Source organism: Erwinia sp. SLM-02, assembly GCF_037450285.1.
GTDB lineage: Bacteria > Pseudomonadota > Gammaproteobacteria > Enterobacterales > Enterobacteriaceae > Erwinia.
This window is the reverse complement of the sequence record NZ_JAQISN010000004.1, coordinates 159,302-175,006: the sequence shown is the minus strand read 5'-3', so window position 1 is coordinate 175,006 and position 15,705 is coordinate 159,302. Positions and strand designations below refer to the sequence as shown.

16 protein-coding genes are annotated in these 15,705 nt (G+C 51.0%); 6 read left to right on the top strand and 10 right to left on the bottom strand.

The window, feature by feature from the left end; all coding sequences use genetic code 11:
• Nucleotides 1-152: 152 nt before the first annotated feature.
• Nucleotides 153-932: a formate dehydrogenase accessory sulfurtransferase FdhD gene (gene fdhD, locus PGH32_RS20030; protein ID WP_337895032.1), complete on the top strand. Its 780-nt coding sequence runs from the start codon at nt 153-155 to the stop codon at nt 930-932.
• Here the strand turns inward: fdhD and PGH32_RS20025 are convergent.
• The gene (locus PGH32_RS20025) at nt 929-1,705 is read right to left on the bottom strand and encodes a DeoR/GlpR family DNA-binding transcription regulator (RefSeq protein ID WP_314424124.1); all 777 of its coding nucleotides are present in this window, start codon (nt 1,703-1,705) and stop codon (nt 929-931) included. The two genes, fdhD and PGH32_RS20025, sit on opposite strands and share 4 nt — an antisense overlap.
• A 182-nt stretch (nt 1,706-1,887) precedes the next feature.
• Here PGH32_RS20025 and PGH32_RS20020 point away from each other — a divergent pair, with 182 nt between their 5' ends.
• From PGH32_RS20020 to PGH32_RS20005, 4 genes are all read left to right on the top strand, one after another.
• Complete coding sequence (locus PGH32_RS20020) at nt 1,888-3,228, top strand: aspartate aminotransferase family protein (RefSeq protein WP_337894931.1); 1,341 nt, start codon at nt 1,888-1,890, stop codon at nt 3,226-3,228.
• 243 nt (nt 3,229-3,471) lie between these two features.
• Nucleotides 3,472-4,089 carry a superoxide dismutase [Mn] gene (gene sodA / locus PGH32_RS20015; RefSeq protein WP_337894930.1) on the top strand — a complete coding sequence of 206 codons (618 nt, stop codon included), beginning with the start codon at nt 3,472-3,474 and terminating at the stop codon, nt 4,087-4,089.
• Nucleotides 4,090-4,442: 353 nt separating this feature from the next.
• Entirely contained in the window at nt 4,443-5,948 is a 1,506-nt protein-coding gene (locus PGH32_RS20010) for a sugar ABC transporter ATP-binding protein (protein ID WP_337894929.1), read from the top strand.
• Nucleotides 5,945-6,946: an ABC transporter permease gene (locus PGH32_RS20005; RefSeq protein WP_337894928.1), complete on the top strand. Its 1,002-nt coding sequence runs from the start codon at nt 5,945-5,947 to the stop codon at nt 6,944-6,946. Before PGH32_RS20010 ends, PGH32_RS20005 begins: the two co-directional genes overlap by 4 nt.
• A gap of 17 nt (nt 6,947-6,963) precedes the next feature.
• Here the strand turns inward: PGH32_RS20005 and PGH32_RS20000 are convergent, their stop codons facing one another.
• The gene (locus tag PGH32_RS20000) at nt 6,964-7,494 is read right to left on the bottom strand and encodes a hypothetical protein (protein ID WP_337894927.1); all 531 of its coding nucleotides are present in this window, start codon (nt 7,492-7,494) and stop codon (nt 6,964-6,966) included.
• Complete coding sequence (locus tag PGH32_RS19995) at nt 7,491-8,321, bottom strand: winged helix-turn-helix domain-containing protein (RefSeq protein ID WP_337894926.1); 831 nt, start codon at nt 8,319-8,321, stop codon at nt 7,491-7,493. Before PGH32_RS19995 ends, PGH32_RS20000 begins: the two co-directional genes overlap by 4 nt.
• Before the next feature lie 364 nt (nt 8,322-8,685).
• Between PGH32_RS19995 and PGH32_RS19990 the strand changes: the two genes are divergently transcribed.
• On the top strand, nt 8,686-8,946 hold the full coding sequence (locus PGH32_RS19990) for a FaeA/PapI family transcriptional regulator (protein WP_314424105.1): 261 nt from the start codon (nt 8,686-8,688) through the stop codon (nt 8,944-8,946).
• 72 nt (nt 8,947-9,018) lie between these two features.
• Here PGH32_RS19990 and PGH32_RS19985 read toward each other — a convergent pair whose 3' ends face one another.
• The 7 genes from PGH32_RS19985 to PGH32_RS19955 form a co-directional block, all read right to left on the bottom strand.
• Nucleotides 9,019-11,589, bottom strand: a complete 2,571-nt coding sequence (locus PGH32_RS19985) for an FKBP-type peptidyl-prolyl cis-trans isomerase N-terminal domain-containing protein (protein ID WP_337894925.1) — start codon at nt 11,587-11,589, stop codon at nt 9,019-9,021.
• Nucleotides 11,586-12,098 (bottom strand): hypothetical protein, encoded by a 513-nt coding sequence (locus PGH32_RS19980; RefSeq protein WP_337894924.1) that lies wholly within the window; start codon nt 12,096-12,098, stop codon nt 11,586-11,588. The genes PGH32_RS19985 and PGH32_RS19980 overlap by 4 nt, the downstream gene beginning before the upstream one ends.
• A gap of 11 nt (nt 12,099-12,109) precedes the next feature.
• Nucleotides 12,110-12,739, bottom strand: a complete 630-nt coding sequence (locus tag PGH32_RS19975) for a helix-turn-helix transcriptional regulator (protein WP_337894923.1) — start codon at nt 12,737-12,739, stop codon at nt 12,110-12,112.
• A gap of 404 nt (nt 12,740-13,143) precedes the next feature.
• Entirely contained in the window at nt 13,144-13,746 is a 603-nt protein-coding gene (locus PGH32_RS19970) for a fimbrial protein (RefSeq protein WP_314424093.1), read from the bottom strand.
• Complete coding sequence (locus PGH32_RS19965) at nt 13,743-14,261, bottom strand: fimbrial protein (protein WP_314424090.1); 519 nt, start codon at nt 14,259-14,261, stop codon at nt 13,743-13,745. The genes PGH32_RS19970 and PGH32_RS19965 overlap by 4 nt, the downstream gene beginning before the upstream one ends.
• A 22-nt stretch (nt 14,262-14,283) precedes the next feature.
• On the bottom strand, nt 14,284-14,925 hold the full coding sequence (locus tag PGH32_RS19960) for a fimbrial protein (RefSeq protein WP_337894922.1): 642 nt from the start codon (nt 14,923-14,925) through the stop codon (nt 14,284-14,286).
• Nucleotides 14,926-14,963: 38 nt separating this feature from the next.
• A complete protein-coding gene (locus tag PGH32_RS19955) occupies nt 14,964-15,698 on the bottom strand; it encodes a fimbria/pilus periplasmic chaperone (protein ID WP_314424082.1) in 735 nt (244 codons plus the stop codon).
• Between the last annotated feature and the right edge of the window lie 7 nt (nt 15,699-15,705).

Sequence of the window (15,705 nt, the reverse complement as noted above, 5' to 3'; positions counted from 1 at the left end):
TTTGCGGCGTTTCCTTCAGAGGTTCACAATTGCAGACAATATTGAAACGCATGCGGTCGGCATATTACCACATAAACCGCAGGGTTGTTGGTGAAGGATAAGACAGATTGAGCGGAAAACAGCACATTATCGACAAAAAAACGGCCGGGACGATCGGGGCCGGTTTAGGGGACGTGTGGCCGCGGGACAGCCTGCAGCTCTCCCGGCCGGACTGGCTGGCTGAGGAGGTTCCGGTGGCGCTGGTGTATAACGGCATTTCCCACGTGGTGATGATGGCCACGCCGAAAGATCTGGAAGCATTTGCCATTGGCTTCTCGTTATCGGAAGGGATTATCAGCAGCCCGGCGGAGATTTACGGCATTGATATTCAGCCTGCCTGCGACGGGATTGAAGTTCACGTGGAGCTGTCCAGCCGTCGCTTTATGGGCCTGAAAGAACGCCGACGCGCGATGGCGGGGCGAACCGGGTGCGGCGTCTGCGGCGTCGAACAGCTGGAAGAGATCGGCAAGCCCATCGACGCCCTGCCGTTCAGCCAGACGTTTGATTTCAGCAATCTTGACCGCGCTTTAAGCCAGCTTAACGGCTTCCAGCCGGTGGGCCAGCTGACCGGCTGCACGCATGCCGCCGCCTGGATCCAGCCTGACGGTAATTTAACCGCCGGCTGCGAAGACGTTGGCCGTCACGTGGCGCTGGATAAGCTGCTGGGTCTGCGCAGTCGCGCCGACTGGGGGCCAGGGGCGGTGCTGGTGTCCAGCCGCGCCAGCTATGAGATGGTGCAGAAGGCCGCGATGTGCGGCGTGGAGATCCTGTTTGCCGTTTCTGCCGCCACCCGGCTGGCGGTGGAGGTAGCCCAGCGCAGCAACCTGACGCTGGTCGGCTTCTGCAAACCGGGCCGCGCGACGGTATATACCCATCCGCAGCGGCTGATTTAAGCCAGCAGAACCTGCGGAAGTTTCTGCTGTAAGGCCGCCATTGCGGGCAGCGTGGCGGCCCCCCGATCGCTGATCAGCGTGCCGATCTGCTGGGCGCTGGCATAGTTTATGCGGCTGCTGATGCCGATTTTGGTGTGGTCAGCCAGCAGGATCAGGCGGGCAGCCTGTTCGGTCATCGCTCTGGCGATGGCTGCCTCATGCGGATGGAAGCTGCTGGCACCCTGCCGGGCCTCCACGCCGACCGGCGAAAGCAGCGCCAGGTCGGCGCGATAGCGATAAATCTCGCTGACCGTCAGCTCCCCCCGCGTTTCCTGTGCGCCCGCCCGCATGCTGCCCCCCAGCAGGATCACCTCATTGCCCAGCGTCTCGTATTCTTCTGCAGCACTGAGCTTCAGCGCGGCGTTCAGGCTGTTGGTGATGATCGTCAGGCCGGACATCGAGCGCAGCTCCTCGGCGAGCATCGTCGTGGTGCTGCCCGCATCGATAAACAGGGTCTGGCCGGGCTGTAAAAGCTGCACCGCCGCACGGGCAATCGCCCGCTTCTCTTTTGCCATTGAACCGCTGCGGACGGTCAGCGGTGGTTCCGGTGTGGCGTCCAGCGCCACCAGGCCGCCGTGTACCCGGCGCGCCATCCCCTGCGCTTCCAGTTCGATAATGTCGCGGCGGGCGGTTTCCCGCGAGATACCCAGCTCTTTAATAATCCGCTCGGTACTCACCTGATTCAGCGTGCTGAGCAGCGCGCGGATGCGATGTAAGCGTGTTTCCTGCAGCATAATTCTGATTTCCTGACCCTGACTCACCGTCATAGCCTAACTGACAATGAGGAACTGTGCATGTGTATTTTATTGCGTTTGTGTATTTTGTTGCATTTAGCGAAAAAGTTGCCATGATAATCCTCAGACATCACTGAATGCCTGCCGCCGGGCAAACCTCATTTTTGTAACGGGAGCGATCAATGGCTACACGTTCAACCATCATGGATACCAACAGTTTTCGAGCCGAGCACGCTGACGGGCTGGATGCCGACGTGCGTAAACTGACCGATAAGCGCAGCAAAGTGCTGGGGGAGTCCTACCGCCTGTTCTACCGTAAGCCGGTGCATCTGGTGAAAGGTAAGGGGCAGTATCTGTGGGATGCGGCAGGAAACAAATACCTCGACGTTTATAATAACGTCGCCAGCATTGGCCACTGCCACCCGGCGGTGATTGATGCGGTGCATCAGCAGATGCAGCAGTTGAACACCCACACCCGTTATCTGCACGAATCGATCCTTGATTACTCTGAACAGCTGTTAGCCACGGCACCGGCCGCCATCGACCGCGCCATGTATATGTGTACCGGCTCGGAGGCGAACGATCTGGCGATCCGCATTGCGCGTTCCTGGAGCGGCGGAACCGGGATTATCGTCAGCCAGGAAGCCTATCATGGCACCAGCGATCTCACCTCCGGTGCCTCTCCCGCGCTGGGTACGGGGCAGCCGCTGGCGGCAACGACCCGCCTGGTGCCGCCGCCGGACCATTATCGGGTTAACACGCCCGATCTCGGCGCCTGGTTTGCCGCAGAAATTCAGAAGCAGATCGACGATATGGCAGCCCACGGCATCAAGTTTGCCGGCTTCCTTGCGGACTCCATTTTCTCCTCTGACGGCGTGCTGCCCGGCCCACGAGGCTTCCTCAGGCAGGCCGTTGACGTGGTGCATAAAAACGGCGGTATCTTCATTGCCGACGAGGTTCAGCCCGGCTTCGCCCGTACCGGTGACACCTTCTGGGGCTTTGCCCGTCATGACGTGGTGCCGGATGTGATCACCACCGGTAAACCGATGGGTAACGGCATTCCGGTTTCCGGCCTGCTGGCAAAAAGCGATGTGCTGGCGGCGTTCAGCGACGATATCCCCTACTTCAATACCTTTGGCGGCAACCCGGTGGCGATGGCCGCGGCGCAGGCGGTGCTGAAGGTGATTGAAGAGGAGAAGCTGCAGGAGCACAGCCGCGTCGTAGGCGCGAAGCTGCTGGCCGAACTGTTAACCCTGAAAGAGAAGTACGAGTGCGTGGGCGACGTGCGCGGTGCCGGGCTGTTTATCGGTTTTGAACTGGTGACGGATAAAGCCAGTAAAACGCCGAATAAACAGCTGGCGCTGGATGTTACCGAAATGCTGCGAGACAACCATGTGCTGACCTCGGTGGCCGGGCCTTACGGCAACGTGCTGAAGCTGCGCCCGCCGCTGGCGTTCCAGGAAAGCGATATCGACTGGCTGGTCGGGGCGCTGGATAAATCCCTCGCGGCACTGGCCCGTTAACCTCCTCGCGGCCGGGGTTTACCCGGCCAAAACAGGCTTCCACTCGAAAATATTCTCTTAGATCATTTCATTATAACGCGGTGGGGAAATGCTATATCCAGTGCGTTCCGCCTGCTCTCTCAGATACCCCTACTGTAATCGGGGCATTGATAACCCTTTTCCCGATCATTTATTTAACTATAATGATCCGACTGCTTACCGGTGCCGTACTGGCACCCCCTAAGATTAATGGAGATGATGAACATGAGTTATTCACTACCATCCCTGCCTTACGCATACGATGCGCTGGAACCCCATTTCGACAAGCAGACGATGGAAATCCATCACACTAAACACCACCAGGCCTACGTTAACAACGCTAACGCCGCGCTGGAAGGGACTGAATTCGCCAACCTGCCTGTTGATGAACTGATCGCTAAACTGGACCAGCTGCCAGCGGATAAGAAAGGCCCACTGCGTAACAACGCCGGTGGCCACTCTAACCACAGCTTCTTCTGGAAAGGTCTGAAAACCGGCACCACGCTGGGCGGCGATCTGAAAGCGGCTATCGAAAAAGATTTCGGCAGCGTTGACGCGTTCAAAGCGGAATTCGAAAAAGCAGCAACCACCCGTTTCGGTTCAGGCTGGGCGTGGCTGGTTAAGAAAGGTGACAAGCTGGCGGTCGTTTCTACGGCTAACCAGGACAGCCCGCTGATGGGTGAAGCGATCTCCGGTGCATCCGGTACGCCAATCATCGGTCTGGACGTGTGGGAACACGCTTACTACCTGAAATATCAGAACAAACGCCCTGACTACATCAAAGCCTTCTGGGATGTGGTTAACTGGGATCGGGCTGCTGCCCTGTTCGCTGCTGCGAAGTAATTTGCCGCAGGCGTGATAAAAGCCGGTGACGCGCAGCGTTACCGGTTTTTTTTTGCCGATGCTCAGCCTGACGCTGCTTCCTGCTTCCTGCTTCCTGCTTCCTGCTTCCTGCTTCCCACACGTAACCTTTCATTCCACCGAATACGAACATATAAAAATGCTAATTAATTGCATTTAATTGCTTTTACATCCTGATAATCATCCATCGACCAGCGCTTAATTCCGTTATATATAGACATCTGGATGGCTAATAGGATTTTGTGTTAGCTTATGCTCTTTCGTTTGTTGCCTGCCGTGATAATTCATTAAAAAATGCAGCGCATCCTCATTGATTAGCCAGAGAATACACGCCTGTGACCGCGCAAAATCGCCTTGAAATGCGCCATATCTCCATCGCTTTTGGCGGCTTTATGGCACTCAAATCGGTAGACCTCACGCTTGAGGGACACTCCGTTCATGCACTGACCGGCGCTAACGGGGCCGGTAAATCAACGCTGATGGCCGTCCTGTCAGGCGCATACGATCACTTTACCGGTGAAATTCTGCTCGACGGTCAGCCGGTAACCATTCGATCCCCGCGTGATGCCAAACAGCTGGGCATCCATCTGGTGCAGCAGGAAGTAGATGTGGCCCTGGTGCCCGGGCTCAGCGTGGCGGAGAACATTATGCTGGACCGGCTGGCCGAAGGCGGCCAGCTGTATCGCTGGGGCGCAATGCGCCGCCAGGCCCGCGCCCTGCTGGAACAGCTGGATGTGCAGATTGACGTCCGCCGTAAGGTTGAGCACTGCACGCTGGCGGAAAAACAGCAGATTTTACTGGCCCGTGCGTTATCCCATCACTGCCGGTTCCTGATTCTGGACGAACCCACGGCACCGCTGGATCAGCATGAAAGCGAGCGCCTGTTTGCGGTGGTTCGCCGCCTGCAAAACAGCGGAATCGGGGTGGTCTTTATCTCCCACCGCATTCACGAACTGAAGGCGATCTGCGATCGTCTGACGGTACTGCGCGACGGCGAGCTGATTGAAAGCGGGCCAATGCAGGATCTGAGCGGCGAGCAGATTGTGGAAAAGATGCTGGGTCACCAGCTGGACGATATCTATCCACCGCGCCGCCCACCGTTCAGCGAAGAAGTCCTGCTTCATATTGACGGCCTGCACGACGAACAGCTGCTGAAGGATATTACGCTGACGCTGCGTAAGGGCGAGATCCTGGGGATTGCCGGGCTGGCGGGCGCAGGGAAAACGGAACTGTGCAAGGCACTGTTTGGGGCCAGTAGCAGCCGGATGACGCAGGGAGCGCTGCACGGCAGGCCGTGGAGGCCTTCTTCACCCCATGCCGCCGTTGAAAAAGGTATGGCGCTGATCCCCGAAGAGCGAAGGAAGGAAGGCATCTTTATTGATGAATCGGTGGTGATGAATCTCAGCGTCAGCGCCGATAACAACTTTTCGCGATGGAGCCTGTTCGGCCACCGCCAGGCGTGGCGCTGGGCGGAAGAGGTCATCGCAAAACTGGGTATCCGCACCACCGGACCGCGGCAGACGCTGCGACGCCTTTCCGGCGGCAACCAGCAAAAAGTGGCGATTGGGAAATGGCTGCGGAATGACGCCGACGTACTGATTTTCGACGAACCGACAAAGGGCGTTGATATCAAAGCAAAAACGGATCTTTTTGAACTGATTGACGAACTGGCCCGTCAGGGAAAGGGGGTGATTTATGCCTCCGGCGAATTTGCCGAGCTGGTCGGGCTGTGCGACCGCATCTGCGTTCTGTGGGACGGGCGTATCGTGGCCGAAATGGCAGCCAGTGAGACAGACGAAGAAACACTTTTACTTTATTCCACCGGAGGAACACCTGCGTGAGCAGCAAAGAAATTTCCCTCAAGCCGACAGTCTCTGTCCGGCACCAGCTGTTTGATTTTCTCTATAAGTGGGGAATGTTGCTGACGGTAGCGGCGCTGATTATCGGTTTTGGCCTGGCGTCAGACAGCTTCCTGGAACCGAGTAACATCATCAATATTTTACGTTCCATCGCCATCGTCACGGTGATTGCGATCGGCGTATCAATATCCCTGACGATCGGCGGTTTCGATCTCTCTGTCGGCTCGACCGCCTCGCTGGCCAACTCGCTGGTGATATCCTTCTTCGTCTGGTACGGATTTGGCCCCACGGCGGCAATTGCACTGACGCTGCTGCTCTGTACGCTGGTCGGACTGTTTAACGCCTTTATGATCGTGGTGCTAAAAATCCCTGACATGCTGGCCACGCTCGCCAGCCTTTTTGTCGTGCAGGGCGTGGCGATGACCTACAGCTTTGGTGGATCCATTACCGAAAATATGGTGTTGCCAAGCGGAGATATGGCCGAAGGTACTATCCCGCCGATCTTCTCACTGCTGGGCCAGGTGCCGATTATTGTTATCGTAATGCTGGTGGTGACGGTGCTGGCCCAGCTGCTGCTCTCGCTTACCAAACACGGACGCCGCATGTACGCTATTGGTGGTAATCCGGAGGCCGCGCGCCTGTCCGGTATCCGCACCAACCGCTATCGCGTGGTGGCGTACGTGATCGCTTCACTGCTGGCCGGACTTGGCGGCATTCTGCTGGCTTCCCGTATTGGTTCGTCGCAGGTTAACGCGGGCAGCGGATACCTGATGGATGCGGTTGCCGCCGCGTGGATTGGGCTTTCTCTGGCCGGTGCAGGCAAGCCAAACGCGCTGGGAACGTTGCTGGGCGCGGTGATCCTCGGCGTACTGCAAAATGGCCTGGTGATGCTGTCCGTTCCCTATTACGCCATGGACATCATCAAAGGGTTGGTACTGGCCATCGCGCTGGCGATCACCTACGTTCAGCGCCGCCAGTAATCACTGAATATCTCATATCAGCTCGGATGAATCGGCTTACTTGAATTGGACAGTAAGCCGTTTTTTTCAATGTCGTTGCAGACATAAAGCGGGGTGGTCAGCCCTGAAACCAGCCATATGCTGTCGTTAAGCCTCGTCAGATAGAGGATAAATGAGCGGCTCTTCATCAGGCTACGATAAAAAATATCGTCAGGAACCGTATCTGCATCACTCACCGTGCTGCGATTATAGGTGAGTTCCAGCACATGGTTTTCAGGGTGATACTGGTAGTCCATCAGCAGCGTTCTGCTCAGAATAAAGCGCCCCTGAGGGGTGATTAGCCGACCGGTATACAGTAGCGCCAGCCGTTTGTTACCCAGAGTCGTCAGGCTCAGTCGGCCCTCCATATGGACCGACCCATTGGGCTGCCTTGCCTCAATATCTACCTTTGCACTGCACGAAAGCACCAGTTCTCTGCCGGCGGTAGGTGCATTTTTGTTGTTCAGGATGAACATGATTCCGGCAATCAACAACAGAATGACGCTGGAGAAAAAAATTATTTTCTTCATGGTTTTTTTTGGGTTAACGTTAGATAACTTCCACACTCAGGCCGCATTTCAGCGTCGATTAAAAAACATTGGGCAAGAAAAATTGCCTGCTGTTTATGTTCATTATCCATTGTCAATTGGGTCGCCTTCAGATAAAGATGGCTTCTTTTATTAATACAGTTAATATTTTTTTCTTCGATGATCTTTTTTACGATACTCATTTTTTCTCTATCATCGATATCTTTTCCTGACTCTAAATCGATAACTTCACAGTATCCAACAAAAGCTGTGGAATTTTTTTCATGCTGAAAGATAAAACCTGAAAAATGGGCGTAGGTCATTATCAGGGAGAAGATTATGATAGGAATAACAAGAAAATTCATATTAATGATTTTTCTCCTGAAGAGGCGACGAATCTTACGCTGCCGCTGTTTTATTTCTGTTTCTCTGCTCATGGCCGGATGTTGTGGAGACATTTCCTCCTCTCCCACATTATCTTGTTGGGCGCAGTCTTCATCACTGACGATTTCTATCTCAGCCTGGAGCCGAAAACCCTCTCTGGGTGAGGTGACAATGATGTTTTCCTCCACTCCCAGCTGAGCGAATATTTTTCTCAGAAAGCTAATATGGTTGCTAAGATTGTTGTTCGAGGGGATCAAACCATGATCTTCCCAAACACTTTTCAGCAACGCTTCACGCGTCAGGGTCATACCAGAATGAGTAATTAATTCGTTTAATAGTCTGCCCCCCGGCCTGGAGAGTTGTACGGACGTATGATTGTCATTTATCAGACTCAAAATCCCCCTGCAGTTATCGAAGTCAACGAAACGATTAATTGAGTATTTCATAGGATGTCTGTATGTGATAATTCGTTTTTATATTCAATAAATCTACTATTTTTATAGTAAAAAAATTCATATCGTGCACTCTGTGGTTTTTATTTATAAGCCTAGCTTTTCACCATACCATTTTAAGTCTTACCATTTCTTAATATTGCGATTTAATGTTCTTAATGATTGCATTTTTGATATGATTTTTAGAATTTTATGCTAATAAAATACCACTTCATGTTTTTTTATTTTTTAATTTTCAACTAATTGATATTAAGTTTTGATTTTAAACTGCAGAAGTTATCATTGTCCAACTTGATTATCAGGGGGTTTGTTTTTTATTAATCGGCAGGAGCCGGATTTACTAAGAAGGAGTGATAGAATGATTGAATCCACCAGGGGTTTTCAAAGAGCAACGTCCGTAGAGCGTGTCATCAATGCACTTCATGATTTTTTTAAAGAAAGTGAGTCTAATGATGAAAACACGCAGTATGCCAGTACCCGCGATATCGCCGACAGATCCGAACTTAGCATTTACAATGCACGGCATATTCTGATCAAGCTGGAAAAAGAAGGTGTTATCACTTCAGTTAAGCAGCGAAAAAGTTTGTACTGGAATAAACCAAAACCGATCAAAGTTTAACCTGCAAGATAAAATAACGCATTCAGCTAATGCTGGATGCGTTATTTTACTCAATTTCCATCCGAAATTTCATTATTTTTTAACTTGTTCTGGATAGATATCTGACACGCGGAGATCATAAACCATCGTAGCATTCGGTGGTACCTTAGGTGGGTACCCTTTTTCGCCATAAGCCAGCGCGGGTGGAACTACAATAGTCATCGATCCATGATTTTTCAATTTAGAAAGCGCTTCACGGAATACCGGCGGGAAAGCCGAAATTGGCTGGGTCAAGACAACTCCTTTAGCATCCATGTCCTCAATAATTATACCATTTGTCAGACTCTCTTTTACAACAACATCAATTACCGCTCCTTCAGGAATAGGGGTATCGCCGACATACCCGACTCGATACCAAAAACCAGAATCGCTTTTTTTAGCATTCTTTTGTTTAGTGAAATTGGCAATGTACTTTTTCGTCGACTTATCTAAGTCCCCGATATATTTCTCACGACCAGACTTCACCCGTTCGCTAATATTCATCAATGACTTGTGGAGTTCATCAGGAGGAAGCTTTTCTTTTCCCTGGAATGAATCAATGATGCCAGCAAGAACGCTGGGTTTGTCGCTATCCGTCGACGCCCAGTTACGATTTTCAGCCTGTAGCTGGAGGATCTCAGCCCCAAGAGAAATGCCGATAGCATAGGCTTCCCGGGTTGATTTTTTCTTCAGCGTTTCCGGCGTCATTACCGGCAATCCTTTGGCCAGAGGCACAGCACTCAGCTTTGTCGCCTCGGTCAGCTGAGCCTGAACCGCATCCAGTTTCTGCTGTAGATCCTTAATCTTCTCCGCTGCAGCTTTGTTCTCTGCAATAACAGCTGAATCATCTGCTTTAATGTCTTTGCTGGTTGCCGCATCTTTTTTCTGCAGCAGCAGCGCCGTGTCCAGCTGGCCCTGGAGCGCTTTGATTTTCAACTGGCTCTCAGCTAGCAGCGCAGCATCCGGTGCGGCATCCAGTTTCTTCTGGAACTGCTGTTTTTCAGACAGCAAAACCGTCTGCTGCTTTTGAAGAGCGTCAAGTTTTGCCTGTACCGCTACAAGCTTATCATTCGCAGTTTGTTTCTCTGCCAGTAGCGCTGCGTTGCTGGCCTTGACCTGTTCGCTCGCGTTGATTTCTTTTTTCTGCAGTAGCAGGGCATTAGCGTCAAGCTGTGTTTGCAATGTTTTTACTTTCTGCTGGCTATCGGCCAGCTGTGCAGCCGTTGGTGCATGCTCAAGCTGCTGCTGTAGCTTATCGTTCTCAGCTTTAATCGCCGATTGTTGATGCTGGGCGTTGGTCAAATTATCCTGTAGCGCTTTGAGCTGTGTGGCAAGAGCAGCGCTATTCTCAGCTTTGCTGAGAAGATTTTTTTGCAACTTCTGCTGAAGCTGTTGCTGATCGGACTGCATCGCCGCCTGCTGAGTTTGCGAGGCGTCCAGTTTTTCCTGAAGCGATTTAATCTTATCTACCGCTGATTTTCTCTCAGCGATAAGCGCATCACTACTCGATTTTGCCTGTTCACTGGCGCTACGTTCCTGGTTCTGCAGTAGCTGAACATTGGCATCCAGCTGTATCTGCAGTGATTTTATCTGTTTCTGGCTGTCTGCAAACTGCGCAGGCGTTGGTCCCGCCGCCAGCATTTGCTTCAGCTGCTGTTTTTCCTTTTCTAACTGCGTGAGCTGCTGCTGACGGGTTGCCAGTTCATCCTGCAGTTTATTATGCTGTTTTTTAGCCAACTCAAGCGTTTCACTCGTACTGCTGTGGCCGGAAATCTGCAACATAAGCTGTTTGTTATCGTCAGCGTACCGTTTTTTCTCGCTCTCTAACTTTTGCATTGACGATTCAAGCCGCTGAATCTGCTGTGCGGTTTGTGACATCTTTTGACGGCCTGCAGCAAGATCCGATTCCAGCTGATGGTTCAACGTGTTCAGTTTTGCCAGCTGCGCGTTTAACGAGGCTTCGCGATCACTTGTTATCTGACTACGGTTATTTTTGAGAGCCGTAAGCTGATTCTGTAGTTCGCTTAGCTGCGATTTCAGGTTTTTTTGCTTTTCCAGCATGGCGGCTTCGGACTGTTGTGCCCGGGAAGCCTGCTGATTAGCCTGCCTGAGCTTTGCGGCCATGGTGTCGGGAGCAGGATTTAAGGTCAATGTCCGATAAAGACTCTCGGCCATTTTTTGAACCATCTGAACATCATGTGGTGACGCTGTCGAGGGAACTGGGGGAGCATTCTGTGCAGCGCGCTGGAAAGCAGAAAGCTGCTTTTCAAGCTTTTGAATAGCCGCACTCTGTGCCGCAATTGCCTGGTCTTTTTGCGCAATGTTACCTTCCAGCTGTTGCAGCTGACGCCGATCGGATTCTGCAACCAGCGATGAGGTTGGCGCAGGGGCCGATACGGTTTTTTTATGCGCAGGCAGTCTCAAATGTTCCGATTGAGGTGCTTTTTTAACAGGTTTGTATTGAGGAACGTCGATCCGCTTCTGCTGATATTTGCGAGCAAATTGCAGTACCGCCGGCGCTTCATTAGGCTCGGCATGTATCGGACGACTCACCACCATCATGCTAAAAATAAGCAGAGCAATCTGCGAATGAACGAAGGGGAATGGACCAGGCTTACGGTTCATGGACGCGCCTCACCTCGACGAGTCAATCCATCCAGAAGTGTTTGAGCAATCTGCGCACAGAGCAGATTAGCACGGTAACGATACAGTGCATCTACCGTATCCTGGGTATCCGCATTAATTTTTTGGCGGAGATTAGCGTACTGCGCGGCTCCATTCATCAAATAATCAAAGGAGTTACGCATACGCGTATATTGGGCCGGGCTCATGACTTTCAGTGCGTCCAGTTGAGACTGGCACTGCTGTAGCTTTTCACTTTCCGTTTTATATTTTTCGCTATGCGACTCGTCATTGCCACTCCGCAGTGCAGACGCAGTCAGTCCACTATCTGCGAGCGAAGGCACGGCCGCAGGATTCATCGTGGTAGATTGCTGTTGTATGGTATTCGGCGGTGGCTTGATCGCCGAACTGTTCGGGTGCGGTGCTGTCTGGCAACCGAATAAAAAAAATGCAAAAAATAAGATCGATTTATTTTTTGCATACCAAAAAGTTTTATAAGGCGTTGTAATCATGGGTATCTCAGTTATTTTTCACGGACGCGCCATGATTCACACCACCCTTCCTGGAGAAGCCAGTAATTGAGTTCGGCAGGACGAATCATGTTCAGCTTTGACATAATATTTCTTTTATGGGCACTGACGGTTTTTTCACTAATGTGAAGAAAGCGTGCCACTGCACCATTACTGATACCTCGGGCAAGATAGCGCAGTATTTCAGTCTCTCGTTTGGTGAAGTTGTTTTTGGAACGGACTGAGCAAGGCGGTATCAAAATGTCACGCAAATCAGACTGCGGTTCGATATGGCTGCGAATAGCCGCAGAGATATCACTCACGGACTGATTTCGGAATAAGGACGTGTAGTGATTCAATTTACTGATTTTTAATGCATTCGCCAAATTAGCGGTTTCGGATTCATGTATGATGAATACGCTTAATGCACGAGAAGCCAGCCGGCGATTCAAATAATGAAGATTCGCCACTGATACCGTATCCGCAGACAGGAAGACTAATTTTGCCCGGCTGTTAAAAACGCAATCCGTAAATTCTACGTTCATGCCCACCGATGATGAGTTATCGCTGATGCAATTCATGAGGCCTTCTGCAAAGTAGCGATTAGGATCATTAATGACAGCTGTTAAATGGTTTCTTTTCATAAGTGGACCCTGATGTTATCCGTAACCCGAGAAGTTGTTTTAACCCAACAACCACCTCACCATCTCCTGATGGCATTTGTTGAGATTGTATCCCAGGGGGTTTAATAAAAAAAGCAAGCCATCATTAATACATAAACTGCGACATTTTATATCGCGCACTATTTCTTCTGATTAAGTTCACCGAACGGAATTTTTACCACACTTAAAAACTATCTTTAACATCTAATTTAATTGAGTATCTTTAAGTAATAAAATTCACTTAGAGGTAAGATAAGAATTAATTTAATGTCGAAAGTGGATATTAAGCAGAGCTACGCTGCAGGGGGGCTTTAATGATTACACTCCAGATTCTCCGCTAACGTGGATTTTCAGCAACCGATTTTTGCTGCAACACAACCTTTAACTCATTCATATTCAATATAAAAAGTGGCAGTCGCAGTGAACGGACCGAGGACAATATTTTTCTTCGCTATCGCTTCGGGTTCGGCCTGAACATAAGCTTTAAAGGTGATTTCGTTTCTTCCTGCCAGAAGCAGGTAGTCCGTCGTGTCCTTACCCAGCGGAAGAGGATTTCCATCCATAGTTTCCAGCGCAATGGCAATACCTGATGTCGCACTACCGCTGTTCACCGCCAGAAGATTGGGCAAAGCAAGGCTTTTTTGTCCATTGAATGCCACCCGCACTTTATTGCCCACGCTTAAATCACACTCAGACAGCCGCAAAATGAACGGACGCGCACTTGAGCGGCCGTAAATATACAGAGACTGTTCGACGATGGAGTCAAACTCAAGCTTAATCGTTTCATTATCCGGCTCTATAATGCAGGGTTGCTCGACCAGCTGCCCCGAAAAACGCATATTATCGCTTCCAGTAAAATCATTGGATCGGGTAAAATCATCAGTTGCATGAACTAATGGACCAGCCGACAAAGTTGATATCAGCAGGCTGGTATATAAGAACGATCGACTACCTCGGTGAAATATTGTCATCCAGCCTGCTCCGATCATTGGTATTCAGCTTTTAAGGTTGCGGTCGCTTCAAAACTACCATCCTTCAGCGTACCGCCCGGTCTTTTAACCGGTACGGCCCATAGCGTGGGGGGAGCAGAATAGAAGATGCCCATTGGCTCATTCAGCTTAAATCCCTTTTTGGTAGTATTGTCCCCATAAAGAATTTGGACTCCGAGATCGGTCTGCCCTTTTGCCTGCAACACACCTTCCGATCCCGCAAATTTTGCATCCATTCCGATTATTGATAATTTCAAATCCAATCCGGGAGTGCCCGCTCCATCGCAGTTAATCTTGTATGCCACCGGGAGCATAAAGTTATTGCCATCAATTTTATCTACCGGCATACGGCCAGGAAAGACGACATCGATCAGCGATCCCTTCGAATCACTGCCGACCGTACAGGGTGGTGGAATGATTAGCGTTCCAGAGAATTTCAAATTATCTATCGCAGCTGCCTGCTGACAAATTAACAGTGACAAAGCCAGTGCAGTACCATTCTTCAGTAGTTTCATTACAATCTTCCTTGGTAAAAATTTATTCGTAATTCAGCCCAATATTGATCAGTGACCACCAGTTTCCCGCCGCTAACGTTGCGCGCGTTCGCTCAGGAACGATGGTATAGATAAGCTGATTCTTCCCTGGTGTAAGTTGCAGAGGTGTGCCATGGCCGCCAACACGAACGTCCCTTCCGAGCATGTCCTTGAGGCGTAGTCCCAATCCCCCGGCTCCACTGACTTTAATCAGCTGTGGATTATCTGCGTCCATGGGAGCCTGAAAACTTACTGAAACCGAAGGCTGGCTGCGACTCCATGTCACATTGCCCGTATCGCTATCGCTCATTCGCGAGGCGGAGGACGCGCAGTCCTCCAGTTTCAGCTCAATCTTCACAGGGGTTCCGCGATCGCCGATGTGCTGCAATCGCGCTGTGCTGACGTTGCCTATTTCGATATCCTGCCAGGCAGAGCTGGTTGCCAGACGGCAGGAACTTTCCATTAACGACCCATGAACGTGTATGACACCGTTCATTCCCTCCGTCTTCCAGTTGTCTGCTGCCAGCACTGGAGAACTGATCGGGGTTAACAGCGTGAGAATCGCTGCTGCAACGGCAATCCTGATTGAGCGGGAAAGCCGTTTATCTGCCAGCGGGTTGCATTGTGTTCCCTTATTTCTCTGCATATAGAATCTCCTTTCCCGCGCTTTGGATGACCTTACGGTTACTTCTCTTTAACCGCGGTCGCCTGACAGGTTGAACCGCTGCAGTTAAATTTCAACTGTGGCCGACCGCCATAATCATTGATGTAGGTAACGACAGGGGCATTGCCCAAAGCGCTGGCGGAACCACCGAGAGGAGCCTGGCTTTTAGGCGCGATCATCACCGCGTCGAAGTCTTTTACAGTCGTCCCGTTCAGGCCACTTCGGGCATCAACCAGGGTGACATAATAGGGCGTTGGGTTGTTTACGACATAGCGATCCCCGTTACGGGTCAGGGTGATTTTTTCCTGCCACGGCAAGCTGTTGCTGCTAACCAACAGTGCAGCCGGGCGATAAAATAACTTCACCCGGGTCTGCAGCGCGATTTGCAGCGTATTAGGCTTATCACTGCGCGGCGGAATTTCTCGCAGGTTGAAATAATAGAGTGATTCTCGATCCTGAGGCAGGTTCTTATCTGCGCCGATTGATTGCACTTTAATCTGGCTTTGAGCACCAGGTTCGATGCGCTGCACCGGTGGTAAAACCGTTAACGGTGAGTTAATTTTGTTGCCTTTTTCATCGTCAATCCACGCCTGGGCGAGATAAGGCAACTGTTTATTTTCGTTGCTAACGCTCAGGCTAATCGATTTTTGGCCACCGTCAAAAACAACTCGGGTGCGATCCAATGCAATAGCCGCAAATGCCGATGGGATCATGAGAGGGGCCATAACCAGCCCTATGATAATTTTATGTTTCATGTTTTCG

Excerpts from the sequence above, each read along its gene's own strand:
- PGH32_RS19980 (WP_337894924.1), bottom strand. The coding sequence starts at position 12,098 with ATGATTACAACGCCTTATAAAACTTTTTGGTATGCAAAAAATAAATCG.
- PGH32_RS20025 (WP_314424124.1), bottom strand. The coding sequence starts at position 1,705 with ATGCTGCAGGAAACACGCTTACATCGCATCCGCGCGCTGCTCAGCACG.
- PGH32_RS19965 (WP_314424090.1), bottom strand. The coding sequence starts at position 14,261 with ATGAAACTACTGAAGAATGGTACTGCACTGGCTTTGTCACTGTTAATT.
- PGH32_RS19990 (WP_314424105.1), top strand. The coding sequence starts at position 8,686 with ATGATTGAATCCACCAGGGGTTTTCAAAGAGCAACGTCCGTAGAGCGT.
- PGH32_RS19975 (WP_337894923.1), bottom strand. The coding sequence starts at position 12,739 with ATGAAAAGAAACCATTTAACAGCTGTCATTAATGATCCTAATCGCTAC.
- PGH32_RS20000 (WP_337894927.1), bottom strand. The coding sequence starts at position 7,494 with ATGAAGAAAATAATTTTTTTCTCCAGCGTCATTCTGTTGTTGATTGCC.
- PGH32_RS19960 (WP_337894922.1), bottom strand. The coding sequence starts at position 14,925 with ATGCAGAGAAATAAGGGAACACAATGCAACCCGCTGGCAGATAAACGG.
- PGH32_RS19995 (WP_337894926.1), bottom strand. The coding sequence starts at position 8,321 with ATGAAATACTCAATTAATCGTTTCGTTGACTTCGATAACTGCAGGGGG.
- PGH32_RS19970 (WP_314424093.1), bottom strand. The coding sequence starts at position 13,746 with ATGATCGGAGCAGGCTGGATGACAATATTTCACCGAGGTAGTCGATCG.
- PGH32_RS19955 (WP_314424082.1), bottom strand. The coding sequence starts at position 15,698 with ATGAAACATAAAATTATCATAGGGCTGGTTATGGCCCCTCTCATGATC.
- PGH32_RS20020 (WP_337894931.1), top strand. The coding sequence starts at position 1,888 with ATGGCTACACGTTCAACCATCATGGATACCAACAGTTTTCGAGCCGAG.
- PGH32_RS19985 (WP_337894925.1), bottom strand. The coding sequence starts at position 11,589 with ATGAACCGTAAGCCTGGTCCATTCCCCTTCGTTCATTCGCAGATTGCT.
- sodA (WP_337894930.1), top strand. The coding sequence starts at position 3,472 with ATGAGTTATTCACTACCATCCCTGCCTTACGCATACGATGCGCTGGAA.